The organism is Bradyrhizobium sp. WSM2254 (assembly GCF_000472645.1).
GTDB classification, from domain to species: domain Bacteria; phylum Pseudomonadota; class Alphaproteobacteria; order Rhizobiales; family Xanthobacteraceae; genus Bradyrhizobium; species Bradyrhizobium niftali.
Genome location: NZ_AXAB01000035.1, coordinates 63,716 through 86,969, shown reverse-complemented (window position 1 = coordinate 86,969; position 23,254 = coordinate 63,716). Strand labels below are relative to the sequence as shown.

Genomic DNA, 23,254 nt, shown 5'->3' with positions numbered 1-23,254 from the left:
GACAAGTGACTGGTGGTTCATTGGTGTTCACGTTGCTCGACGGCTTTTGGCTAGTGATCGCGAAATGGTCGGCGCTAACAGTGTCAATCCCTACTAGGATCCCAAGTTGAAGGAAGCACGCATCGAGCTTGTCAAGCGTGATCCGAAGTTCTCGACCGACGCCAAGCTCGTCCATGCGGCGATCAAGGGCTCAAGCCAGGCCGCCAGCACGGCCTCGAGCTGCGGCAATCGAATCTGCGCATCCTCAAACCGTGAGGCGTACTGACGTTGCTTTTGCTGATGCTTCGGATTGATGGTCCGGTCGAACCGCGTTCGGAAGCGGTCGCTCGATCCTGCTCTCTTCTGTGCTTAGACGATGTTCCAACCCGCTCGCGCGGATGCCCCCTAATAGATCGCGCAGCATTGCGATAGCGATGCCAAGAAGCAGCCCTACACCGATCGCTATTCCAAGCACGTTTCTAGGTCTTGGCGAACTTACCCTCAAAGGAGGCGACGCCCCGGTGACGATACTCGCCTCAAACACCGGCGAGGATTGTTGTTGCGTCGCTTCTGTCTTACGCAGCATGCGCCGAAAATTTTCAAAGGCGTTTTTTGATGATTCCGCAGCGGCTGCCAATTTATCGATGGTAGCAGCGGAATCCGCTGCCTGAGTCCCATTCTTACTATAATCCTCCAATGCCTTTTGGGCAGCGAATGCTTGAGTGCTCAATTCGTTCAGTCGATCCTTAACCCATTTCCCGTCTTGCAAGCCGGAATTGTCCAGTTGCGGGGTAGTATATTTTTCTACAACGGCGTTTAGGATCTGCGCCGCTCGATCAGGATCTTTGGAGTCGAAGGTAATCTCGATAAGAAACGTAGGGCCGACACGCTTGGCCGAAAGCCTGCGTTCGAACGGTTCCACGGCATAGCGCGCGGCGTTTGCATCCGTCTCCGGTTTAGTCCAGCCGAGCAGCCGGGATATCATGCCGCTACCGTGGCCCGTCGCAAATTCCGGGTCTTGAGCAAGGTCGAGCTTCTCGATCACGGCGGTCGCGATGCTCTCGGACTTTATGATTGCGATCTGACTTTCCACGACCGTTGACACCGCCGAAGCGTCCAGAACGGTCGCCTTCGAGTTTACGAGGAGTTGCGCCTTGGCGGTGAACGTCGGTACCGCGATGATCAGGTAAAGGATAGAAATGCAAAGCGCCGCGCAACAAGTCAGCGCTATGATCGGCACATGTCGTCGTAGGAATCGCAGCACGGCCAGCACTTCTGCCAGCGACACGACCGGTCCTGGACGAAATTCGGGTGGCGGCCCATAGTCTCGATTTATCCGATTATCCGTATTGATCTGCAGCATTTTTTTACCAGTGCTGATAGTTGGGGCTCGGCGGCGATACCCTACGAAGGAAAAGGTCGGTTAGCGGAAGGTGCAGCAGATCAAGTCGCATCAATAAGCCACCCTCTTGGAAGAGAGGGGCAGGGGTCGCATCTGAACTTGAAGATTGCAGTTGCCCGAGGAAAGGAGCGGAATCCAGGGCGGCGAGCGGTAGCGCTTCCGGAATGCACTTGGCCCGGGCCGGCGAGTACACATCGACCGAATGTACCGGATACTTGGTAGAGGCCGGCAAATCGGTGAAGAACACATAACCCATGGCACTCTACGACCCAGCCGCTCATCTGCGATTGAATCTGTACATTCCAGGTCACTGGTTGGGAAAGGCGATAAATAGGTAACCAGGATGGCTGAGCCGCGGCGCTGCCGGACGGGCGGAGCTGCCAGGGTGACTCTCCCCGCAGAATTCCCTGTTTGCAGGGAACTTTCGCTACCAGCGCGAGTGCGGAGCGTCCGTACCTTCGGCCGGTCCTCTAAACGCCCGGCGACAACTATCATCTCGATAGAGCCACATCGCTCTGATCTGTCGCTTGCACGAGACGAAGTGCTCAGAAGGCGAGAGCGTTGTGGTCTGGGCACGCTGCCCTTCGGCACTCCATCGGACGGCACTCCACCGGACTTAGGCGGAGGACAAGCTCCTCAAGCGCGACCCCGGCCTGGCGGTGACGGTCGAGATGAAGACCGGCGCGCGCAGGATCATCAGCGACCTTCTCTCGCCGCTGGCGAGATACAAGCAGCAGGCGGGCGCTGCGGGAGCGATAAAGAGCCCGCTCCCGCAGTCCGCGTCGTCAACCCGAGGCCGAGGAGAGTGTCCGCTCGATCTCGAGTACTGTGCATGCAAGAGCAGCAGGGAATCTGCTGTCGGGCGCCTGGCCGTCGCGGAGTCGACGAAAGTGTCGCAGCTTAACTCCGCGAGGGGGCCGTTCGCGCGACGGCAGCCGTTTTTAGTCCCTGCAGCTACTTGTAGAGCCGTACCGCGGCGTGAGTCCCTGAGTCGACGCCCTTGCGGAGCAGGCTGTCGATACGGGGTACCACGACGTGACTGGAGTGAGGAACCAATGGCGCCGGCTCGTTGAGCTGCGCCATTTCGGAGATCACCTCGATGGGCTTGGCGATCCCTCTGCCCGTATCGACGGCTGAGGGGGCGCGATCGTTTGCCGGCCGTACCAGCGACCCGTGGTTCATTCCCCAGATCGCGGCCTGTGTCCGGTTCTGGACCCTGATCTTGCGCAGGATAGCCTTGACGTGAACCTTCACGGTCGCCTCGGCGATATTGATCTTCCTGGCAACGCACTTGTTGGAATCGCCTTCGATAAGGCAGGATAGAATTGCCTTTTCTCGGGGAGAGAGCTGCGGCAAGATCGCTTCGTCTGCAGCAGCGAGGATGGTTTGTCTGCATTCGCCGGGCTCCGCCGTTTCAGGCTCGCGATCGCGACCGGCATCAAGGGCGAATGACAGGAATGCAGGCGGGAAGACGGTCTCGCCCATCGTCACGAGTTCGACGGATTTAATGAACGCGTCGCACGAATTGACGTTCACGAAGTATCCGTTGGCCCCTGCTCGAAATGCTGAGGCAAGATCGACTGGTCGATAATTGTCGGACACGATCGCGATGCGCGCGTCCGGGTACCTATCTTTCACAAATCCGATTTGTTCGATCGCGACATTGAAGCCATCGCCGGTATGGACGATGAGGAACATCAATTTCTCTGCTTGAAGTGAGTTCGGCAATTCCTCGGGGCTCGATACTGAGGCCGGGATGTGAAAATTTGCCGCGTGCAGGATTTTAGCAATACCTTCTCTAATCAAAACGTTCTTTCCAATAAGAACGGTCTCGCAAGACTGCCGCCTCCTCATTTTACCCTCCAGCCTACTACGCAATGACACAACAGCGATGGGCGGTTGAACTGATATGACTTGTGGTTTTTAGGTATATTGAGCTACCTCGGTCGTGTTCCTCCGTTCTGGTCTGGCGTTCTTTGCCTCGTCTCGTTGGTGGATTTCGAGCAATCCATCGTGCTTAAGCTTTTATGAATGTTAGATGCGAATTCGCGATCGCCCTATATACCGTTGGTTATAGACGCGGTTCTGCGTATACCCGTGTAATTGCGGTATAAAAAACCGCCTTCCGGCGCAGCCTCTGCGTGAATTAGGTGAGGATGTTCATTCAACATTGAAAGATTTGTTGGTTGTACTCGCTTTTATATACTATGTATAAGCGAACGCATTCTGCGAGCGAGTTAACGGCGCGGTATATATTGAACGTTGCGGAAAGATCGAAGGGGTGCACCGTTGAGGATTGCGCCGTTAGGCGGACTGGATGGGTGCTGGGGGCTTGCTCGCCCCCGTCAGATCACCGGAGTCTTACGGGCATTCGCGTTGCATTGCTGCGTGAAGATACGGGAAGCGAACAGATCCGGGCGTGAATTAACCTAAGTATTGCGCTGCGATTCCAACATTGCTTGTATGCTATGCTGCGATTCCAACGTTGCATGTATGCTGTATGGTGTGGGTGAAACAGAAGAAGGTGCGCGGAGTTTATGTTGGGGGGGACTGGCTGAGGAGCGCGTAATGCGACGTATCAGTGTAGTCATTGCTGACCGGCATCCGGTGGTCTTGGAGGGGCTGAGCAAGGTGCTCGGCGCCGCGGCCGATTTCAATATCGTTGCATCTTGTAGCGATGCCGCAAGCTGCATCGAAGCAATCCGGAGCTTGGCGCCCGATATGGCGATTGTCGATCCCGCAATGCCCGAGCTCGCCGCCGCGAAAATTCTTTCGACCGTCAATTCAGAAAATCGTTCGACGCATTTGGTGTTTTTCGTCGCGAGTGAGGATTGCGAACTGGTGTTCTCGGCGACGCCCGTGACCTGTAGTATCATCCTGAGAAATACGGATCCCGAGGCTCTGGTGCAGTCGTTGCGGCATATCGCCAATGGTCACAACGTGCTGCCATCGACCCCATCCGACTCGATCGTGTCGCGCGAGCAGGGCACGACTTCGGAGACCGGACTGACCGCGCTGACGGAACGCGAGCGTCAGATCATGCGGCTGGTCTCCGAAGGATTGTCGAACAAGGAAATCGGGCGCCGGTTGAATACTACCGACGGCACCATCAAGGTGCACCTGCACAACATCTTCCAAAAACTGGAAATCAGCAATCGGACGGTGCTCGCGGCCCTCGCCATCTCGCAACATGATCGCGCGACCGCCCCGCGGGAGAAGACTCAGGATTGAGTCCGACGAGTGGGGAGCGGTGAGGAGAGGCTCGTCACGCACCACCATTCCCGGTCGACGCTCCCACTGCAATGGGCAGGCGGCCTCTATTGGATGCAGCGACCCGATCCGAAAGATGCCCGTGATGAAGCTGCGTCTGTCATGGCGGCGCCCCGGCAACGCAACCAATCGGCTGGAACAAGTAGCTTTAGGGGCTGAAGCCTGATTTCAAGCGCCGCTTGATTGGCGAGGTCGATGTCCGGGATGCCTAATGGGGTAGTCCCTCAGGCCTGGCGCCTGATCCAAAATCGCAGCCAAGGCGTCCGGCGGGAAGTGTACTTTCTTCGTCATCTGCGGCTCTGGGTCGATCGCAGTTTGTCCGCTGTCAGGTAAAACGTAGTCGCGGGCTATGACGAACGGCTCCAGCCATGATCGCAGAGATGTGCCGATTGGATCTCGGCACATCCGGAGCGACGGCCCTGGCCCTACCTTCCTGCCCCCCCAGTGGTCAGGGTCGTTCCCTCCTGACGGCCTGCCGTCAGGACCGGAACTCTGTCGTTGAGCTGAAAGCGAGTGCGCGGGCGCATCTTGATGTCCCTTCTGTTTCACCGTGCCGTCGAGGACATGGAAATCTGGAGTGCGGCCGGCGACGGCTTTTCCTTTGTGATCACGTATGAGACGCCTGCCGGTGCCGGCTTTCACGGACGTGCCGGCTATGTGGCGTCGTGGCGACCGCTCTATCGGGGTAACGGCGCGATCAAGATTGGCGGTTCGGCGTTTTCAACCTTCGCGGAGGCGGAGAAGGCCTGCAACACGATGCTTGAGTATCTGAAGGGGCTATCGCCGAATTGAAGCGTCCAGCCTGCCGTCAGGCCAGGTCGACTTCGAGTCCCTTTGAGCCGAGAGGAGAGGTCGCCCTCGACGGCGGATGCCCGATTTCCGGCGCTCAGGCAGTGTTACCGGCGTCGACCGTCACCACGGTGCCGGTGATGTTCCGGCCGCCTTCGCCGAGAAGATATTCGACCACGGAAGCGACATCGTCGGCTTCGGGCAGGTGGCGCAATGCGCTGCGGCGCGCGATGCGTCGACGGCCTTCATCGTCCAGGGACCTGGTCAATTCCGTCTCGATGAAGCCGGGCGCGATCGCGTTCACTGTGATGCCGACCCTGCCAACTTCCCGGGCCAGCGACCGGGTGAAGCCGACAACCGCGGCCTTGGACGCGGCATACACGGACAAGCCGCTGTGGCCGGTCGAGGCGACGATAGAGGAAATGTTGACGATCCGCCCCGCGCCGTCGGCCATCATATGGCGCGCCACGTATTTGGTCAGGATCATGGGCGACAATACGTTCAAGCGAATCAAGGCCTCGATATCGGAATTGTGCATGGTCGCCAGCAGTCCGTCGGGACCGACCCCGGCGTTGTTGACGAGGCCGTAGATCGCGCCGAATTCGTCGCGCATCGATTTTGCGAAGGCCGGGATCGCATTGGTCACCGCAAGGTCGCAGGCGCGGAAATGCAGGCGTCGTTGGGCTTCGCGGACCGCAGCTGCAAGCTCCTCGCTCTCGCGGCGCGCGACGGCGACCACATTGTACTCGCCGGACGCGGCGAGCCTGCGCGCGATGGCAAGACCTATACCGCGGCTGCCGCCTGTGACGATGACGTTACGCATCGGTGCGAGCCAGTTTTCCCGCCGCGGTGACGTCGAGCCGCTCGACGAAGCGGATCACCGCAGGCACCTTCCATGCAGCCAGGCAATCTTTGCACTGACCGAGAATCTCCGTGCGAATCCTCTCGTGGCGCTCCGCATTGGTGCCGTTGGTGAGGATGACGTCGGCGACCACAATGGCGCCGGTGATCGGGCTCCTGCGCGACCGCGCGCGCGACATCTGGACGGACGCGTGCCGGTTGATCACTGCTTCCACCTCCTCCGGATGTACCTTCAGCCCGCCGATGTTGATAATGCCGCCTCGCCGGCCGACGAAGTGGTATCGTTCGCCGCGCAGCTCGACCATGTCGCCGGTATCGACGAAGCCCTCGGTGTCGGCGAGCGGCGGAGCATCGGCGCCGACATAGGCGCGCGCAGTACGCCGGGAACGGATCCGCAGTGAGCCATCGACCACCTTCATCTCGACGCCGGCGTGATTCTGCCCGATCAGGTGGGCAGGAAAACCCTCGCGCCCATCGTCCACGCTGAAACCGACGCCCGCCTCGGTCGAGGCATAGGCGTGCCCGATTGACGCATGCGGAAATGCTCTGGCCAGGCCGTCCAGCACCGCCTGGTCGGCGATTTCGCCCGACAGGCGGACATAGTCCGGCGAGAAATTGGCGGACGCACCGCTCATCAGGAGCTTGCGCCAATGCGACGGCGTCCCTGAGATGTGGGTAACGCCGCCCGCGCGCAGCCGCGCCACATAGGCGGCAATGGCTTCGCCGGGCTCCGAAAGCACCATCGATCCGCCGCCGATCACGGCCCGCAGGAAAATTTGCAGGCCGCCATAGCGGCGGATGTCGTAGAACGTCGCCCAGGTTGCGTTCCGGTGGCGCGCGGGCCCCTCGGCGATAATCGCGCCAGCAAGCCCATCAAGCGTGTGTCGGACGATCTTCGGCAGTCCTGACGTCCCCGAGGTCAGCATCAGCCACTCGGTCGTGCGATCAACCTCCGATCCCATGGCCCTCCGCTCGGGCAGGTCGACGCCGATAACGACGTACTTGCCAGCGCTGCTTCGGTGCAGAGGTCGATCGGTGACGATGGTGTCGATATCGGCCCGCTCGAGCAGGACCTGCAGGCAATCCCAATCCAGGTCGGGCGGGCATAGGAGCATGCGACGGGCGATGCCGTCGAGCTCGATCATGGCTAGCGCGGACAGCAGCTGTCCCGACGTCGCAAGCAGCACCGAGCGGCCGGACAGCTCGGACGGTCCGCCAGCCAGGCAGCTGTGCTGGATCATGTCGGTCAGCGATACACTGTGCCGGGCATCGGAAATCGTGCGGTCCTTCGGCCCCGCGCCGAGATATTGGCGGAGCGCGATGATGTCAGGCGGGGACATTCTCGTAGGCTCTGACAAACTCACCGAGGGTAGACGGGAAGGCTGCGTCCTCGGCGACAGTGAAGGGATCGATGCCAAGCTCGTCCTCCAGCCGCGCAACCAGGATGGCGAATGCCAGCGAATCGAACCCGGTTTCGTTCAGTGACAGATCGTCCTCAAGCGGGGGAAGCGTGACTTTCTGTTCTTCGGCGATCTGCTTCATCGCGGAGAAGATCTTCGATTTGACCGACATGATACACCTCACATTTCGGCTTTCCGAGCCAGTGTTAGAGCCTGATTTCGCCCTTTACGATGCGCGCGTAGACGGCCCGGTCGATCGAACGATAGTCACCGGTCGCCGGATCACGCAGGAATAGCGGATCGTCCACCACCGAAGGATCGAATCCCTCGCGGATCAGCCGCTGCTTCTGCTGCTTGAAGGTGTCGGTCGTCTCGAGCGTCCGGCACAGCCTGACGAAGATTGGAACTGCATAACGCGGCAGCCGATACGAAAGGTGCTCTCTGAATATCCCGAAATCGAAATCTCGGCCCGCCACCAACGCCGCCATGCCGGCGCGGCCATCGGCCCCGGACACCGCAACTCCATAGGTCGAGGCGTCGAGAACGCCGGTGCAGTCCCTGATTGCGTCGTTCACTTCGCTGGTCGCGACGTTCTCGCCCTTCCAGCGGAAGGTGTCGCCGACGCGGTCGATGAAGTGAAAGTACCCTTGCTCGTCGCGCAACATCAGGTCGCCGGTGCGAAACCAGGCATCGCCCACAGCGAAGACGTCGTGCAGAACCTTCTTCCTGGTCGCCTCGGGATCCGTGTAGCCCTCGAAAGGCCGGCCGTCGCGATCGCCACCACCGATACGTCCGACAGCCTCGCCGATCTCGCCAGGTGCGCAGGCGATGCAGAGCCCTGCGGCGCTCCGGACGGGGCTGCCGCTGTCGGCATCGATCTTGACGATCGAGGCGGGAAAGCGATGCGCCAGAACCGGCGGGATCCGGCCGATCGCGCCGGGTTTTCCATCGACATTGAACAGCGAGAAATTGCCTTCGGTTGCGGCATAGAATTCGAGGATCTGCGGAATCGCGAACCGGTTGGCGAACATCTCCCAGATGTCGCCGCGCAATCCGTTACCGACGGCCAGCCGCAGCCGGTGTCGCGCCTCTTGTTCAGACGCCGGCGCCTTCAGCAAATAGCGGCAAAGCTCGCCAATATATTGGAAGACGGTGCAGTCGAAACGCTCGATGTCGTCCCAGAAGCTGCCAGCGGAAAACTTCTCCGCAATCGCGACCGAGCCGCCGGCGCAGAGCATGCTGCAGGGAGCGGCGACGCCGCCCACGGAGTGATGGAGCGGCAGGCAATCGTAGAGACGATCGTCGATGGACGCGTCCGTCAGTCCGGCAAACCATCCGCCCCAGGCGAGAATGCGGCGATGACTGACGTTCGCCGCCTTCGGTAGGCCCGTCGTGCCCGAGGTGTAGATGAGGAGCGCGCGTCGGTCGATCGTGACGTCGCCACGTTCGGCGGAGGACAGCGGGCGTGGCTCGAAGGCGGCGAGCGCCGCATCCAGATCGCCGCCCGGACCGCCGGTGCCGAGGCTCCAACATTGCGGCACGCGGCGCAGGTGCGGACGCGAGCTCTCGAACGCATCCACGCATTCGGCGGCGAGGATGAGGTGATCGGCATGAGCGACGTCGATACAATGGGCAAGTGACTGGCCGACCAGCCTGGTGTTGATCAGTGCCGCCGTCCCGCCGACGCTGCTGATGCCGAGCCAGCAGGCGAGGTAATCCGGCCGGTTCGGCATCAGCACGCAGACGGTGCCTCCGGCATGGAGGCCGAGGTCCCGCGCCCAGCGCGCATACCGGTTGATCTGGGCAGCGAGTTCGCCATAGGTGAAGGATTGGCCATCCGAGAGCAAGGCGGGCCGCCCGGGCTGATGCTGTGCCCAATCCTCCACGATGTCGGCGAACAACCGATGCGGCTGGGCTTCGATCCGTGCGGTTAATGCGATGGCTTGCAGCCAGGTCTTGGCGGCGGACCGTCTGCGCCGCGGAGCGTCGCGGCTGGTCGCCCGCGGGATCGCGGCTTTGTTCGGGGCGTGATCATGCGGCTGGGCTGGCTCGACATGCGCGCGCACCGGTTCGATGCTGCTCGCTTGGTTGTCGAAGCAGAACCGCTGTTCAACTGGCTTCATCCGGACCCGGATCCCAGCTGGTTGAGGATCATCCGCTCCATTGCCTTTACCGATCGGAAGTTTTCGGGGGTGATCTCGAACTGGGGAAGGATGAGATCGAACTCGGCTTCGACCTTGAGCATCAGCTCGACCATGCCCATCGAGCTGAGCCCGATATCCACGAGTCGCGACTCCGGGTGGACATCGGCGGTGATCGCGTTCTGCTGGAGGACGCTCCTGACGACCGATAGAACACGGTTCTGAACGTTGATCGCAATGTTGTGCATTTCAGCCGGTCTCCCGCCGTGGCCAGGCGTGATCACATTCGGGGCGACGATACCCAACTGTTCCTTCGGCCAACAGCTCTGCTTCGGAGGTACCTCGCCCGGGAGTCACAGCTTCCTGATACCCACTTCTGCGCCAACGACGCGCCAGCCGAAGTGGGCTAGTTGTCGATTTGGAGCGGAATCCATCTCGATCCGGCTCGCATCGACCAATCATGACCACCGTGAAACGGGAGGCTCTGGCCCATGACTGTGCAGGAAGTTCAGTTCCGCAACGTCGCCACGGAAATTGGCCGAGTAGCATACTCTCCCGACGGCCCCTCGTTCCAGCAGCGAACGGCAAATGTCGCGCAGGTCGCTGCGGCTGAGGCAGAGGCGGTCGATCGCGAGGCGCGCTTCCCGCGGAAGGCGATCGACGCGGCGCGCAAGGAGAGACTTCTGGGCGCTCAGATTCCGGTCGAGTTCGGCGGAGACGCTGCGTCTATCTCCGAGGTGGCCGATATGTGTTACGCGCTCGGCCGCTCCTGCGCTTCGGTCGGGATGATCTTCGCGATGCATCAGACCAAGGTCGCGTGCCTGGTTCGCCACGGCGCGGGCAGTGGCTGGCACGAAAGTCTCATGCGCCGCGTGGCTGCCGAGCAGATGCTGCTGGCATCGTCGACCACGGAAGGCCAGAACGGCGGAAACATACGCTTCAGTTCGGCCGCAGTGGAGAGCGCCGGCACCGAGATTTCGCTCGTGCGCGATGCGACGGTGATTTCGTACGGCGCCGAGGCGGACGGCATCATCACCATCGCCCGCCGCTCGGACGAGGCCGCCGGATCCGATCAGGTGCTGCTGGCCATCACCCGTGACGACTATACGCTGGAGCCCACTCTCGCGTGGGAGACGCTCGGCATGCGCGGGACCTGCAGCGCCGGTTTCAAGCTGAATTTCAAGGGCGCCTCGGACCAGATATTCCCCGTGCCATACGAAAAGATCCATGCGCAGACGATGACGCCCGTCGCCCATCTGTGCTGGTCCTCGGTATGGGCGGGGATCGCGGCTGCGGCGGTGGACCGGGCGCAGCTCTTCATCCGCAAGGCCGCCCGCGGATCGGGCGGCAACATGCCTCCCGGCGCGGCGCACTTCACCGCCGCCAAAATGAGCCTGACGAAATTGCGCGCCGTCATCGCCGCGAATCTCCAGTTCTTTGAAGTCCGCGAACGGGACGTGCGCGCGCTGTCGTCCGTCGACTTCCAGTCCTCGATCAATCTCCTCAAGGTGGAGGCCTCCGAGCTCGCGGTTGCGACCGTCATGCACGCGATGCGCGCCTGCGGCCTGTCCGGATACCGCAACGACACCGACGTAAGTATCGGCCGCCACCTGCGTGACGTGCTTTCCGCTCCGATCATGATCAACAACGATCGCATCCTCGCCAGCATGGGGACCGCCACGCTGATGAGCACGGTTCCGGACTCTTTGTGCGATTGATCTTCTTCTGAAGAGGAAACGGCCTGATGAACGTGGTCATTGTCGAAGCATCCGCGGACTCCACTCCCCCTCCAGCCGATCCGCTGGACCATCTTGCGGATGCGCTGTTCCACGAGATGGGCTCTCCCGGCGTCTATGCCCGCACCGCACTGTACGAAGACGTTGTGGAGCGAATTGCGGCGGTGATCTCGCGGAATCGCGAGCCGGACACCGAGGTGATGCGCTTCCCGCCCGTCATGAATCGCGCTCAGCTTGAGAGGTCGGGCTATCTGAAGAGCTTTCCCAATCTTCTCGGCTGCGTCTGTGGCTTGCACGGCATAGAAAGCGAGATCGACGCGGCGATCAGCCGCTTCGATGCCGGCGGCGACTGGACCGCATCGCTATCACCGGCCGATCTCGTGCTGTCGCCGGCAGCCTGCTATCCGGTCTATCCGATCGCGGCGAGCCGAGGGCCAGTGCCGGCAGCCGGCTGGAGCTTCGACGTGGCCGCCGACTGTTTCCGTCGTGAACCCTCGCGCCATCTCGACCGGCTGCAGTCCTTCAGGATGCGCGAATTCGTCTGCATCGGGAGCGCCGATCACGTCTCGGCGTTCCGGGACCGTTGGATGATACGCGCGCAGGAGATCGCCCGGGATCTCGGGCTGACCTTCAGGATCGACCACGCCAACGACCCGTTCTTCGGCCGGGTCGGGCAGATGATGGCGGTGAGCCAAAAGCAGCAGTCGCTGAAGTTCGAACTGCTGGTGCCTCTGCGCTCCGAGGAGCGACCGACCGCCTGCATGAGCTTCAACTACCACCGGAATCATTTCGGCACCACCTGGGGCATCGTCGATGCGGCCGGCGAGCCGGCCCACACTGCCTGCGTGGCCTTCGGAATGGACCGTCTCGCCGTCGCCCTGTTCCATACCCACGGCAAAGACGTCGCTCAGTGGCCGATCGCAGTGCGGGACCTGCTTGGCCTGGGGCAGACCGACCGCGGGGCAGCGTCAGCATTCGAGGAGTACCGATGCGCCAAGGAAGTCGGGAGCTAGCCCGGGCTCGAAGAGCAGAAGGGTGCGCTTCCATGAGGAGAGAGACTATCGCCATTCACGGCGGCTTCGAAAGCGATCCGGCAACGAAAGCCGTTGCCGTGCCGATCTACCAGACAGCCTCGTACGCATTCGACAGCGCCGACCATGGAGCCGCGCTCTTCAACCTTGAAGTGGACGGCTTCCGCTACACCCGGATCGGCAATCCGACCAACGCGGTGCTGGAGAAGCGCGTCGCCGCCCTGGAAGGAGGCATCGAGGCACTCAGCGTGGCCTGTGGTCAGGCCGCGGTGAACTATGCGGTCGTGAACATTGCGGAGATGGGCTCCAACATCGTCTCGGTTCCGCAGCTCTACGGCACCACGCATACGCTGTTCGCGCACATCCTGCCGAGGCAGGGCATTGCGGTCCGTTTCTCGGAAGACGACCGGCCGGAAAGCGTCGAAAGGCTGATCGACGACAATACGCGGGCGGTGTTCTGCGAGAGCGTCGGGAATCCGGCCGGAAACGTCTGCGACATCCAGGCGATGGCCGATGCCGCGCACAGGCACGGCGTCCCGCTCATCGTCGACAACACGGTGCCGACACCGATCCTGCTCAGGCCGATCGAATACGGCGCAGACATCGTCGTGGAGTCGCTGACGAAATTCATGGGCGGGCATGGCACTACGCTCGGTGGAATCATCGTCGACGGCGGCAGGTTCCCGTGGGCGGAGCATCGCCGGCGCTTCCCGATGATGAACGAGCCGGAGCAGTCCTACCACGGACTGGTCTTTACCGAGCGCTACGGCGCCGCCGCCTACATTGCGCGTTGCCGCGCCGTCTCCCAGAGGACCACCGGCGCCGTCCTGGCGCCGATGAACGCCTTCCTGCTGCTCCAGGGCATTGAGACCGTCGCGCTCCGGATCGAGCGGCACGTCGAGAATGGGGCAAAGGTCGCGCAGTTCCTGCGCAATGACCGCCGTGTCGAGTGGGTGAATTATGCCGGCTTTCACGACAGCCCATACTTCGTGCTGGCGCAGAAGTATCTAGGTGGTCAGGCGTGTTCGCTGCTGACGTTTGGGGTTGCCGGAGGCTTCGAGGCGGGCAAGCGGTTCTACGACGCGCTGAAGCTCTGCAAGCGGCTCGTCAATATTGGTGACGCGAAAACGCTCGCCTGCCACCCCGCATCGACAACGCACCGGCAAATGTCTCCCGGAGAACAGGACAGAGCCGGCGTGCGGCCCGAGATGATCAGGCTGAGCGTCGGAATTGAGCACATCGACGATATCGTCGCGGATCTCGATCAGGCCCTTTGCGCCGTTGACGTTTCGTCAAGCATGAAGGCACTCGCATGACTGTCTTGATCGACGTAGATTCGAACGAGCACCATCTCTTGTCGCGAGCGCCGGGCAGAGGCGCCCACGCGACGGCGTCGTCGGGAAACCGGGCGGAGTGCCTCGACATCGGGCTCATCAACAACATGTCGGATGCTGCCTTGATGTCGACCGAGCGCCAGCTGTTCGACCTGCTGGCTGCGGCTTCCGGACGCCTTTGCGTCAGGCTGCATTTCTATACGATGGAGGCGACCCCCCGTTCGGAATGGGGGCGCGATTACGTTCGTCGATACTACCGCAGCATCGACGATCTGCTGAACAGGCATCTGGATGGAGTGATCGTGACCGGCGCCGAACCCAGAGCCGCCAGTCTGACGGAAGAGCCATACTGGACCACCTTCGCCGAGATCGCTGACTGGGCCAGGGACAATACGGTGTCGTCGGTGTTTTCCTGTCTGGCCGTCCATGGGGTCGTCCTGCACCTGGACGGCGTTACGCGCCACAAGCTCCCCACCAAATGCTTCGGTGTCTTCGCCCAAACAAAGACGAGACATCATCCCTTGATGCAAGATGTGCCGAGGACCTTCCGAATTCCGCACGCCCGGTGGAACGAAGTGCAGGAGGAGGATCTCTCGGACTGCGGATATTCGGTTCTCACCTGGTCGGCGGACGCTGGCGTCGATTGCTTCGTCAAGCAGCAGAAGAACAGTCTTTTCGTCCATTTCCAGGGGCACCCGGAATACGAAACCCAGAGCCTGCTGGGTGAATATCGAAGGGATATGGGTCGCTTCCTCCGGGGAGAGAACGAGGTCTGTCCGACGATACCGACGGGCTATCTGAACGAGGGCGCGGAAGAGATGATGATCGCTTTCCGACAGAAAGCCCTTTCCGACAGAAACCCGGAGCTATTTGCCGAGTTTCCGGTCGATCGGCTGACGAAGGACCTGCGCAATGTCTGGCATCTGCCGGCCCAGCGCATATACCGCAACTGGTTGCTGTACATGGTGTCGCAGCGCGCCGGACGCTCAAAGCCGCTGGGAGCCCGAGAAGCGGCGCTGTCTGCCGCCGGAATTTCGGCGCATCGTCACGGACGCAAGTTGATTGCCGCTCGATCCGCTCGTCTGGCGCGCTCGTCAAACCCGGCCAGCAAGAGGCGGCTCGGATACTACGAGTGAGAGTTCGGACCATGATCCGATGCCGTGAGATAGGAATAGCCGATCTCGATGCCATCGCCGATCTTCTGACACGCGGCTTTCCGATCCGTTCGCGCGACTACTGGATCGACGGACTCCGGCGCCTGTCCGTGCGCGAGACGCCCGACAGCTTCCCGCGCTTCGGCTACATGCTCGAGCACGACCGGGCGCCCGTCGGTGCTCTGCTGTTGATCCACACCGCAAGGAACGATGGTGGAAGCACCTCCATCCGCTGCAATCTTTCCAGCTGGTATGTGGAACCCGCCTTTCGCAGCTACGCACCGATGCTGACCAAGGTCGCGCAGCGCCACGAGGACGTTACCTACGTCAATATCAGTCCGGCGGAATGGACTTGGCAAACCATCGAAGCGCAGGGATTCCAGCGCTATTGCGGCGGCTTGTTCTTCTCGTTTCCGGCGATGTCGTATCCGGTCAAGGCTATGCGCGTGGAGATCTTCCGGCAGGACACGCAGGCGATCGACGGCTTGTCCGAGGTTGACGTTGCGCTGCTGGCGCGTCACGCAGCCTACGGCTGCCTCTGCCTGGTGTGCCGCGCCGCCGATGGCCGCACCTTTCCGTTCGTCCTGCAGCAGATGCGCGCCCGCGGCATCAGGCTGCCGGCGATGCAAATGATCTATTGCCCCGGTGTGGCCGATTATGTCGTGTGCGCCGGCGCCATCGGCCGCTTCTTGCTGCGGCACGGCCGGATATCGATTGCGCTCGACGCCAATGGCCCTGTGCCTGGCCTCGTCGGCGTCTACAGGGCGATCGGCCGCAAATACTTCAAGGGCCCGCATTGCCCCCGGCTTGCGGATCTGTCGGATTCCGAGCTGGTGATCTACGGACCATAACTCAGTCGTTCCGGAACGGAGGTTCGTCATGGTTCCCGATACCAAGTCCGTCAGCCATTCGAGGACATGGACATTCTTCCGCGGCCAGTGGCACGAGGGCAACGTACCGATCATGGGGCCGCGCACACATGGGCTCTGGCTCGCCTCGACCATCTTCGATGGTGCGCGCGCTTTCGAAGGCGTCATGCCCGATCTCGACCGTCATTGCGCCCGCGTCAATCAATCTGCGGTCAATTTCGGGCTCAAACCGGTCGTCGATCTCGACACGTGGCTCGGGCTGGTGCGCGAAGGTATCGCCCGTTTCCCGGTCAATGCCGAACTCTACATCCGCCCGATGTACTGGCCGCAGAACGGCATCGGCGGCGGTGTGCTGTTCGATCCGGAAACGACGGACTGGTGCCTTTGCATCTACGAATCGCCGATCCCGGAGCCCGTCGGCAGCGCGATTACACTGTCGCCGTTCCGCCGGCCGACCGCCGAATGCGCGCCGGCCGATGTCAAGGCCTCCTGTCTTTATCCGAACAGCTCCCGTGCGCTCAGGGAGGCCGTCTCGCGCGGCTTCCAGAATTGCCTGATGCTGGACATGCTTGGTAACGTCGCGGAGTTCGGCAATTCGAATGTGTTCATGGCGAAGGACGGCGTTGTCTTTACGCCGGCGCCGAATGGCACTTTCCTGAATGGGATCACGCGGCAGCGCGTGATCGAGCTCTTGCGCGGTGACGGCATCACGGTGTTGGAGGCGACGCTGCGCTACTCGGATTTTGTCACTGCGGACGAGATCTTTTCGACCGGCAATTTCGCCAAGGTCGCGCCGGTGATCCGGATCGACGACCGGCAACTCAGGCCCGGGCGCTTTTATGCGCGGGCACGAGAGCTGTATTGGGATTTTGCCCACGGGGTGAAGCTTGCCGCGTGAGAGGACTTCACGGGCACCGCAGAGGTCATCTATTGCGATCGCGAGATCGCAGGGTACGAACGACCAGACTGATTGAGGGCTTTCCCCGAGCAAGCGGCAGGTTCGGCGAATTGACCTTGCCGGTTCGGCCGATGCCGAGGCCGCTCAACCCTGGCGGCGCAGAAAGCCCGTGATCGTGACCTTGTCCCAGATGCCGGCCGCGGCGAAGGGATCGGCGCGGTTGAAGGCTTCGACCTCGTTGCGGCCCGGCGCCTCGATCAGGAACAGGCTGCCGATCATGGTCGCGCCGTCGTCGGAGACGAGCGGCCCCGACATCACGATCTTGACGCCGTAGCGCGAGGTGTCGCTGAGAAAAGCCTTGTGGGCGTCGTAGTTGGCGAGTCTGGTCGGCAGCGCGCCGGCGCGGTCGATGGCGTGAATGGCGAACAGCATGGTGGTCTCCGTTTCTTGCTTCGGTTCTTGGGACGGCCGCGACGGCGGCCGTCCGTGTTTGTCGGGATCGGTTGATCTACTTGCCGCCGAGCTTGTTGGCGTCCTCGAAGGTCGGGCAGGTCCGCTGCTCCAGCGGCACGTCGAACGGCTGGTAATTGTCCTTGGTGATGACCGTCGGCTTCAGCACGATCTCGCTGATGACAGGTTGGTTGCGCAAGGAGCGGATCGCCATCATGGTGCCGAGGCAGCCTTGCGCAAATCCATTGTAGTCGCCGCTCGCGAGCAGCTTGCCGGACTTGATCGCGTCGATCGCCTCCTTGGTGCCGTTGATGCCGATCACCTGCGCCTTGCGGTTGGCGCCGTCGAGCGCCTCGATCGCACCGACCGCCATGGCGTCGTTGGCGGCGAGCACGCCGTCGATCTGCGAATTCGACTGCATCAGATTCTCCATCACCTGGAGCGCCTGGAGCCGCTGGTAGTTGCCGGGCTGCGAGGCCAGCAGCTTGGCGCCGGCGTTCTCCTTCAGCGCGTCGTTGAAGCCGCGGACGCGGTCGACATTGGTCAGCGAGCCCTTGACGCCCTCGATGATGACGATGTTGCCCTTGCCGCCCAGCGTCTTGAGCAGGAAGCGCGCGGTTTCCAGCCCGAGGCTGTAATCGTCGGCACCGACGAAGGAGAGGAACTTGCCGCCGGCGGAGCGGTCGGTGATGTTGACGACTGGGATCTTGGCTTCGTTGATCTTTTCGACCCCCGGCACCATCGCCTTGTAGTCGACCGGCGTGAAGACGATGGCGCTCGGCTTCTTCACCACGACGTCCTCGATCTGGCTGAGCTGCTCGGGGATCGAGTCCGGCTTGGTCGGGATGTACTGGAGCGTCTTCGCGTTCAGCGCCTTCGCCATGTTGTCGGCGCCGACCCGCACCGTCTGGAAGAACGGGTTGGTCTGGTTTTTGGTGAAGACGGCGATGGTCTCGCCGTCCGCGCGCGCCTCCGTGGTGAGCGCGGCCGCCATCAGCAGCGGCAGCGCCAAATAGCCAAGTTTCCGTTTCATGTTGCCTCCATCCCTCGTTTTGCTTGTTGGAACTCTAGGAACTCATTGCGCGCGGCGGCGGGTCTTCATGTCGAGCCAGACCGCGAGAATGACGATGATGCCGGTCACGAGCGGCTGCCAGTTGGCGCTGACCGAGAGCAGGTTCATGCCGTTCAGCACCAGCGTCAGGATCAGCGCGCCGATGAAGGTGCCGAACACGGTGCCGACGCCGCCGAACAGCGAGGTGCCGCCGATCAGCACGGCCGCGATCGCAGGCAGCGTCAGGCTTTCGCCGATGTCGGCCTCGGCCGAATTGAGCCGCGACAGGAAGATGATCGAGGCAAGGCCAGCCATGGTGCCGGAGACGGCATAGACCAGCAGCAGGCGGCGCGCGACCGGGATGCCGGAGAGCCGGGCCGCGACCGGATTGGCGCCGATCGCATAGATCTCCTGGCCCCAGATCGTGCGCTGGGCAAACAGCGTTCCGATGCCGAGGAAGACCAGCAGCAGGTAAACCGGGATCGGCAGGCCGAACAGATAGCCGCTGCCGATCTGGCGGAAGCCGGCCGGGAAACCGTGGAGGGTCTCGCCCGCCATGTACCAGTAGGTGAGGCCGTTCAGCACCCAGAGCATGCCATAGGTGGCGATGAAGGAGGGGATGCGCAGCGCGGTGACCATGACGCCGTTGAGGAGCCCGACGATGCCGCCGCAGGCAAGCCCGGTGAGGATGCCGAGCGCGGGCGAGCCGGTCTTGTGGATCACGGTCCCCGCGATGCAGGCCGACAGCGCGACATTGGCGCCGACGGAGAGATCGAGGCCGGCTGTGAGCACGACCAGCGTCAGGCCCGAGGCGATGAAGAAGGTCAGGCTCGCCTGCCTGAGCACGTTGAGGATGTTGCCGAGGCTGAGGAAGGAATCGCTGAGCACGGCCAACACTGCGCAGATCAGCAGCGCCGCGAGCAGGCGGTAGAACACCTGGATCGCGTCCTGCGACAGGAAGGAGCGGGGCGGCACGATCGCCTCTTTGCTGATGTCGGTCATGCGCGGCTCCTGAGGCCGTCGAGGAACAGGGCGACGATGACGAGGACGCCGACGCTTGCGACCTGCACCGAGGAGGGCATCGAGATCAGGTTCAGCCCATTGCGAAGCACGCCGACCGCGATCACGCCGAGCAACGTGCCGAGCAGCCAGCCATTGCCGCGCTCGAACGATGTCCCGCCGACCGCAACGGCGGCGATGGCGTCGAATTCGAGGCCGAGGCCGGCGGTGGGATGGCCGGAATTCATCCGCGCGGTCATCAACAGGCCGGCGATACCGGCCATGGCGCCGCCGATCGCATAGACCGCGATCAACAGCCGGTTCGGCGAGAGGCCGGCATAGCGCAGCGCCTCGCGGTTGCCGCCGAGCGCGAAGATGTAGGTGCCGAAGCGGGTGTGATAGAGCAGGCCGTGAAAGACCGCATAGGTCACCAGCGCCATCACGATCGGCACGGGAACGCCCAGCAGCGTCGCCGAATAGATGTCGCGCACGCTGTGGGGGATGCCGACCACGCTCTGGCCGTCGCTCACGATCAGCGACAGGCCCTGGGCCATGCCGAGCGTGCCGAGGGTCGCGACGAAGGGCGGGATGCCGAGGATCGCGACCAGCCAGCCGTTGACGGTGCCGAAGGCGGCGCCGACCAGCAGGCCGGCGCCGAGGCCCAGCAGCATCGACTTGGTCGCCAGCGACACGATCGCGACGCAGAGCGAGGTCAGCGTCAGCACCGCGCCCATCGACAGGTCGAGCCCCTCGGTCATGATGATCAGGGTCATCGGCAGCGCGAGCATGGTCAGGATGGTCGACTGCACCAGTACGTTGGAGAGGTTGGCGACCGACAGGAAGCCGGGCGCGATCGCGCTGAACAGCGCGATCAGCAGCACCAGCACGATGGCAACGCCGGGAATGCGTTGCAGCGGATTGGGCTCGGAAACGACCGCGGCTTCACGCATGATGCATCCCCAGTCGCACGATGTTCTCCTCGGTCAATTCGTTGCGTGTCAGGTGCCCGGCGATGCGCCCTTCGCGCATCACATAGGCGCGGTCGCAGACATGGCAGATCTCGACCTGCTCGGACGAGATCATCAGGGCGGCGGCGCCTTCCGCGACCAGGCGGTCGATCAGCGCAAAGATCTCGGACTTGGCGCCGATGTCGATGCCTCGCGTCGGCTCGTCGAAGATGAAGAGCTTCGAGCCGGCCGCCAGCCACTTGCCGATCACGACCTTCTGCTGGTTGCCGCCCGAGAGCAGGCCGACGGTCTGGCGCGCGCTGGGTGTCGCGATCCTCAGCTGCCGGATCAGGCCGTCGGAGGTGCGCTGCGCCGAACGCTGGTCGAACAATCCGCTCGGGAACAGTTTTCGCAGCGCCGACACCACCAGATTGTCGCTTACGGACCGCAGCAGCGCGAGGCCTTCGCTCTTGCGGCTCTCGGGGATCAGCGCGATGCCGCGGCGGGCGGCGAGATCGGGCTCGCCGGAAATGGTCTTGCCGTCGAAGATGATCTCGCCGGCGCTGACGGGATCGGCGCCGAAGATGGCGCGCGCGACTTCGCTGCGGCCGGAGCCGACTAGGCCGCACAGGCCGACGATCTCGCCCCGGCGCACCTCGATGTTGATGTCGGAGATGCCGGTCGACGAGCTCAGGCCCTTGACCTCCAGCAGCAGCTCGCCGGGCTTGTCGGCGAAATTGCGCGGATAGGTCATGTCCACGGTGCGGCCGACCATCATGCGGACGAGCTGGTCCGGCGTGACGTCGGCGGGGCGGACGCCGTCGATGCGGCGGCCGTCGCGCAGCACCGTGATGCGATCGCCGAGCGCGAACACCTCCGCCATGCGGTGCGAGATATAGACGATGGACACGCCGTCGGCTTTCAGCCGCGCGATCAGCGCGAACAGCAGCTCGGTCTCGCGGTCGGACAGCGCCGCGGTCGGCTCGTCCATGACGAGGATGCGCGCGTTCTGGCTGATCGCCTTGGCGATCTCGACCATCTGCTGCTGCGCCACCCCCAGCTTGTCGACGATGGTCGAGGGGTCGATGTCGAAGCCGATCGTGCCGAGCACGCGTTTGGCGTCGGCGAGGATCTTCCGCCGATCGATGGTGCCGGGGATGCGGCCCTTCGGCTCGCGGCCGAGGAAGATGTTCTGGGCGATGTCGAGATGGGGGACCAGCGAGAATTCCTGGAAGATCACGGCAATGCCGAGCTTCTGCGCATCCGCGGCCGAAGAGATCGCGACCTTCTCGCCCTTGTAGTAGAACTCGCCGGCATCGGCGCTGTAGGCGCCGCACAGCACCTTCATCAGGCTCGACTTGCCGGCGCCGTTCTCTCCGAGCAGCATGTGGACTTCGCCGGAGAAGACGGCAAAGGACACGTCATCGAGCGCCTTGACGCCGGGAAACTCCTTGCTGATGCCGCGCAACTCGAGCAGTGGCGTGGGCGAGGTGACCTCGATCGGAAGCGCGTCGCTCATGCCCTGGCTCCGGTCGCAAAGATCTTTCCGGGATTCATCAGGCCGTTGGGGTCGAGCGCGGTCTTGATCGATCGCATCACGTCCACGGCCTCGCCGAGCTCATCGGCGAGATAATCGATCTTGCCGAGCCCGATGCCGTGCTCACCGGTGCAGGTGCCGTCCATGGCGATGGCGCGGGCGACCATGCGCGCCTGGAGCGCCTTGGCGCCTTCGCTCTCCTCCGGCTTTGCCGGATCGATCAGGATCAGCATGTGGAAATTGCCGTCGCCGACATGGCCGACGATCGGCGCGGTGAAGCCGTGCTCGTCCGCGTCGCGCCGCGTCTCGGTCAGGCATTCCGCCAGCCGCGAGATCGGCACGCAGACATCGGTGATCACGGCGCGCGCGCCGGGCCGCAAGCCCAGGCCCGCATAGAGCGTGTTGTCACGGGCGTGCCATAGCCGGCTGCGGTCTTCCTGCGCCTTGGCCCAGGCAAAGCCATGACCGCCATGATCGGCGGCGATCGCCTCTGCGGCCTCGGCCTGCTCGGCGACGGAGGCCTCGGAGCCGTGGAATTCGAAGAACAGGGTCGGGGCCTCGCGATAGCCGAGCTTCGCGTAGGCATTGATGCCGCGCATCATGACGTCGTCGAGCAGCTCGATGCGCGCCACGGGGATCGCGGACTGGATCACGGAGATCGCGGTGTCCACGGCGTCATGCAGCGTGTCGAAGCTGCAAACCGCGGCCGAGATCGCCTGCGGCACGGGATGTACCTTCAGCGTGATCTCGGTGATGAGTCCGAGCGTGCCTTCCGCACCGACAAACATGCGCGTCAGGTCGTAACCGGCGGCCGACTTGCGGGCGCGCCTGGCGGTGCGGATCACGCGGCCGTCGGCCAGCACGACCTCCAGCGCCATGACATTGTCCTTCATGGTGCCGTAGCGCACCGCCATGGTGCCGGAGGCCCTCGTCGATGTCATGCCGCCGATCGAGGCGTCGGCGCCCGGATCGATCGGAAAGAAGAGACCGGTGCCGCGCAGCTCCGCGTTGAGCTGCTTTCGCGTGATGCCGGGCTGCACCACGACATCCATGTCGCTGTCGTGCACCGCCATCACCTTGTTCATGCGCGCGAAGTCGAAGCAGACGCCGCCGGCGACCGAGGCCGCATTGCCCTCGAGCGAGGTCCCGGCGCCGAACGGGACGATCGGTATGCCCGCGGCAGCGCACAGCTTGACGATCTCGACGACTTCCTGCGTGGTTTCAGGGAAGACGACGATGTCAGGCGGCAGGTTGCGATAATGCGACTCGCTCTGGCCGTGCTGATCGAGCACGCCGCGCGCGACGCTCGCACGCGGGCCGATCATGCCCGTGAGGCGATCGGCCAATGCCACTGTGCTGACCCGCGGTCCCATCCTTGCTCCCTGTCTGCCCCGATGACGGACTCT

At 62.9% G+C, this 23,254-nt stretch carries 21 protein-coding genes; 8 read left to right on the top strand and 13 right to left on the bottom strand.

The window, feature by feature from the left end; genetic code table 11:
* Nucleotides 1-244: 244 nt before the first annotated feature.
* Both A3M7_RS44905 and A3M7_RS0125295 read right to left on the bottom strand, forming a co-directional pair.
* Nucleotides 245-1,342: a Wzz/FepE/Etk N-terminal domain-containing protein gene (locus tag A3M7_RS44905; RefSeq protein WP_084302498.1), complete on the bottom strand. Its 1,098-nt coding sequence runs from the start codon at nt 1,340-1,342 to the stop codon at nt 245-247.
* Nucleotides 1,343-2,335: 993 nt separating this feature from the next.
* Entirely contained in the window at nt 2,336-3,235 is a 900-nt protein-coding gene (locus A3M7_RS0125295; protein WP_049823668.1) for a response regulator transcription factor, read from the bottom strand.
* A 714-nt stretch (nt 3,236-3,949) separates the two neighbouring features.
* On the opposite strand from A3M7_RS0125295, the gene A3M7_RS44900 reads away from it, so the two are divergent.
* Together A3M7_RS44900 and A3M7_RS0125285 are read left to right on the top strand one after the other, a co-directional pair.
* Entirely contained in the window at nt 3,950-4,612 is a 663-nt protein-coding gene (locus A3M7_RS44900) for a response regulator transcription factor (RefSeq protein WP_049823667.1), read from the top strand.
* Between the two features lie 570 nt (nt 4,613-5,182).
* Nucleotides 5,183-5,443, top strand: coding sequence for a hypothetical protein (locus A3M7_RS0125285; protein WP_027546420.1), 261 nt, complete (start codon nt 5,183-5,185; stop codon nt 5,441-5,443).
* 94 nt (nt 5,444-5,537) lie between these two features.
* Here A3M7_RS0125285 and A3M7_RS0125280 read toward each other — a convergent pair whose 3' ends face one another.
* From A3M7_RS0125280 to A3M7_RS0125260, 5 genes are read right to left on the bottom strand one after another with little or no spacing between them, the layout of a single operon-like run.
* Nucleotides 5,538-6,263: an SDR family NAD(P)-dependent oxidoreductase gene (locus tag A3M7_RS0125280; RefSeq protein ID WP_027546419.1), complete on the bottom strand. Its 726-nt coding sequence runs from the start codon at nt 6,261-6,263 to the stop codon at nt 5,538-5,540.
* Nucleotides 6,256-7,641, bottom strand: coding sequence for an AMP-binding protein (locus A3M7_RS0125275; RefSeq protein ID WP_027546418.1), 1,386 nt, complete (start codon nt 7,639-7,641; stop codon nt 6,256-6,258). The genes A3M7_RS0125280 and A3M7_RS0125275 overlap by 8 nt, the downstream gene beginning before the upstream one ends.
* Complete coding sequence (locus A3M7_RS0125270) at nt 7,628-7,873, bottom strand: acyl carrier protein (protein WP_027546417.1); 246 nt, start codon at nt 7,871-7,873, stop codon at nt 7,628-7,630. Before A3M7_RS0125270 ends, A3M7_RS0125275 begins: the two co-directional genes overlap by 14 nt.
* A gap of 34 nt (nt 7,874-7,907) precedes the next feature.
* Entirely contained in the window at nt 7,908-9,824 is a 1,917-nt protein-coding gene (locus A3M7_RS0125265; protein WP_027546416.1) for a long-chain-acyl-CoA synthetase, read from the bottom strand.
* On the bottom strand, nt 9,821-10,090 hold the full coding sequence (locus A3M7_RS0125260; protein WP_027546415.1) for a phosphopantetheine-binding protein: 270 nt from the start codon (nt 10,088-10,090) through the stop codon (nt 9,821-9,823). Before A3M7_RS0125260 ends, A3M7_RS0125265 begins: the two co-directional genes overlap by 4 nt.
* 243 nt (nt 10,091-10,333) lie before the next feature.
* On the opposite strand from A3M7_RS0125260, the gene A3M7_RS0125255 reads away from it, so the two are divergent.
* The 6 genes from A3M7_RS0125255 to A3M7_RS0125230 are packed head-to-tail and all read left to right on the top strand — an operon-like array spanning nt 10,334 to nt 16,864.
* A complete protein-coding gene (locus tag A3M7_RS0125255; RefSeq protein ID WP_027546414.1) occupies nt 10,334-11,560 on the top strand; it encodes an acyl-CoA dehydrogenase family protein in 1,227 nt (408 codons plus the stop codon).
* A gap of 26 nt (nt 11,561-11,586) precedes the next feature.
* Entirely contained in the window at nt 11,587-12,591 is a 1,005-nt protein-coding gene (locus A3M7_RS0125250; protein WP_027546413.1) for an amino acid--[acyl-carrier-protein] ligase, read from the top strand.
* Between the two features lie 32 nt (nt 12,592-12,623).
* Nucleotides 12,624-13,925 carry an O-acetylhomoserine aminocarboxypropyltransferase/cysteine synthase family protein gene (locus A3M7_RS0125245; RefSeq protein WP_027546412.1) on the top strand — a complete coding sequence of 434 codons (1,302 nt, stop codon included), beginning with the start codon at nt 12,624-12,626 and terminating at the stop codon, nt 13,923-13,925.
* Nucleotides 13,922-15,079, top strand: coding sequence for a homoserine O-succinyltransferase (locus A3M7_RS0125240; protein ID WP_027546411.1), 1,158 nt, complete (start codon nt 13,922-13,924; stop codon nt 15,077-15,079). The genes A3M7_RS0125245 and A3M7_RS0125240 overlap by 4 nt, the downstream gene beginning before the upstream one ends.
* A gap of 11 nt (nt 15,080-15,090) precedes the next feature.
* Nucleotides 15,091-15,948 (top strand): hypothetical protein, encoded by an 858-nt coding sequence (locus A3M7_RS0125235; RefSeq protein WP_049823666.1) that lies wholly within the window; start codon nt 15,091-15,093, stop codon nt 15,946-15,948.
* Nucleotides 15,949-15,976: 28 nt separating this feature from the next.
* The gene (locus tag A3M7_RS0125230) at nt 15,977-16,864 is read left to right on the top strand and encodes a branched-chain amino acid aminotransferase (RefSeq protein ID WP_027546409.1); all 888 of its coding nucleotides are present in this window, start codon (nt 15,977-15,979) and stop codon (nt 16,862-16,864) included.
* Nucleotides 16,865-17,008: 144 nt separating this feature from the next.
* Here A3M7_RS0125230 and A3M7_RS0125225 read toward each other — a convergent pair whose 3' ends face one another.
* The 6 genes from A3M7_RS0125225 to A3M7_RS0125200 all read right to left on the bottom strand — a co-directional run bounded on the left by A3M7_RS0125225 (nt 17,009) and on the right by A3M7_RS0125200 (nt 23,221).
* Nucleotides 17,009-17,296 (bottom strand): YciI family protein, encoded by a 288-nt coding sequence (locus tag A3M7_RS0125225; protein ID WP_027546408.1) that lies wholly within the window; start codon nt 17,294-17,296, stop codon nt 17,009-17,011.
* Between the two features lie 76 nt (nt 17,297-17,372).
* Nucleotides 17,373-18,347 carry a sugar ABC transporter substrate-binding protein gene (locus tag A3M7_RS0125220; RefSeq protein ID WP_027546407.1) on the bottom strand — a complete coding sequence of 325 codons (975 nt, stop codon included), beginning with the start codon at nt 18,345-18,347 and terminating at the stop codon, nt 17,373-17,375.
* A 42-nt stretch (nt 18,348-18,389) separates the two neighbouring features.
* Nucleotides 18,390-19,367, bottom strand: coding sequence for an ABC transporter permease (locus A3M7_RS0125215; protein WP_027546406.1), 978 nt, complete (start codon nt 19,365-19,367; stop codon nt 18,390-18,392).
* Nucleotides 19,364-20,314: an ABC transporter permease gene (locus A3M7_RS0125210; protein WP_027546405.1), complete on the bottom strand. Its 951-nt coding sequence runs from the start codon at nt 20,312-20,314 to the stop codon at nt 19,364-19,366. Before A3M7_RS0125210 ends, A3M7_RS0125215 begins: the two co-directional genes overlap by 4 nt.
* Nucleotides 20,307-21,830, bottom strand: coding sequence for a sugar ABC transporter ATP-binding protein (locus tag A3M7_RS0125205; protein ID WP_027546404.1), 1,524 nt, complete (start codon nt 21,828-21,830; stop codon nt 20,307-20,309). Before A3M7_RS0125205 ends, A3M7_RS0125210 begins: the two co-directional genes overlap by 8 nt.
* Nucleotides 21,827-23,221: an FAD-linked oxidase C-terminal domain-containing protein gene (locus tag A3M7_RS0125200; RefSeq protein WP_027546403.1), complete on the bottom strand. Its 1,395-nt coding sequence runs from the start codon at nt 23,219-23,221 to the stop codon at nt 21,827-21,829. Before A3M7_RS0125200 ends, A3M7_RS0125205 begins: the two co-directional genes overlap by 4 nt.
* Nucleotides 23,222-23,254: the final 33 nt, after the last annotated feature.

Bases quoted from the DNA above. Each gene is read 5' to 3' on its own strand.
- A3M7_RS0125200 (WP_027546403.1), bottom strand. From the start codon at position 23,221: ATGGGACCGCGGGTCAGCACAGTGGCATTGGCCGATCGCCTCACGGGC.
- A3M7_RS0125265 (WP_027546416.1), bottom strand. From the start codon at position 9,824: ATGAAGCCAGTTGAACAGCGGTTCTGCTTCGACAACCAAGCGAGCAGC.
- A3M7_RS0125245 (WP_027546412.1), top strand. From the start codon at position 12,624: ATGAGGAGAGAGACTATCGCCATTCACGGCGGCTTCGAAAGCGATCCG.
- A3M7_RS0125270 (WP_027546417.1), bottom strand. From the start codon at position 7,873: ATGTCGGTCAAATCGAAGATCTTCTCCGCGATGAAGCAGATCGCCGAA.
- A3M7_RS0125240 (WP_027546411.1), top strand. From the start codon at position 13,922: ATGACTGTCTTGATCGACGTAGATTCGAACGAGCACCATCTCTTGTCG.
- A3M7_RS44905 (WP_084302498.1), bottom strand. From the start codon at position 1,342: ATGCTGCAGATCAATACGGATAATCGGATAAATCGAGACTATGGGCCG.
- A3M7_RS0125285 (WP_027546420.1), top strand. From the start codon at position 5,183: ATGTCCCTTCTGTTTCACCGTGCCGTCGAGGACATGGAAATCTGGAGT.
- A3M7_RS0125295 (WP_049823668.1), bottom strand. From the start codon at position 3,235: ATGAGGAGGCGGCAGTCTTGCGAGACCGTTCTTATTGGAAAGAACGTT.
- A3M7_RS0125255 (WP_027546414.1), top strand. From the start codon at position 10,334: ATGACTGTGCAGGAAGTTCAGTTCCGCAACGTCGCCACGGAAATTGGC.
- A3M7_RS0125220 (WP_027546407.1), bottom strand. From the start codon at position 18,347: ATGAAACGGAAACTTGGCTATTTGGCGCTGCCGCTGCTGATGGCGGCC.
- A3M7_RS0125235 (WP_049823666.1), top strand. From the start codon at position 15,091: ATGATCCGATGCCGTGAGATAGGAATAGCCGATCTCGATGCCATCGCC.
- A3M7_RS0125225 (WP_027546408.1), bottom strand. From the start codon at position 17,296: ATGCTGTTCGCCATTCACGCCATCGACCGCGCCGGCGCGCTGCCGACC.
- A3M7_RS0125215 (WP_027546406.1), bottom strand. From the start codon at position 19,367: ATGACCGACATCAGCAAAGAGGCGATCGTGCCGCCCCGCTCCTTCCTG.
- A3M7_RS0125205 (WP_027546404.1), bottom strand. From the start codon at position 21,830: ATGAGCGACGCGCTTCCGATCGAGGTCACCTCGCCCACGCCACTGCTC.
- A3M7_RS0125280 (WP_027546419.1), bottom strand. From the start codon at position 6,263: ATGCGTAACGTCATCGTCACAGGCGGCAGCCGCGGTATAGGTCTTGCC.
- A3M7_RS0125230 (WP_027546409.1), top strand. From the start codon at position 15,977: ATGGTTCCCGATACCAAGTCCGTCAGCCATTCGAGGACATGGACATTC.
- A3M7_RS0125260 (WP_027546415.1), bottom strand. From the start codon at position 10,090: ATGCACAACATTGCGATCAACGTTCAGAACCGTGTTCTATCGGTCGTC.
- A3M7_RS44900 (WP_049823667.1), top strand. From the start codon at position 3,950: ATGCGACGTATCAGTGTAGTCATTGCTGACCGGCATCCGGTGGTCTTG.
- A3M7_RS0125210 (WP_027546405.1), bottom strand. From the start codon at position 20,314: ATGCGTGAAGCCGCGGTCGTTTCCGAGCCCAATCCGCTGCAACGCATT.
- A3M7_RS0125250 (WP_027546413.1), top strand. From the start codon at position 11,587: ATGAACGTGGTCATTGTCGAAGCATCCGCGGACTCCACTCCCCCTCCA.
- A3M7_RS0125275 (WP_027546418.1), bottom strand. From the start codon at position 7,641: ATGTCCCCGCCTGACATCATCGCGCTCCGCCAATATCTCGGCGCGGGG.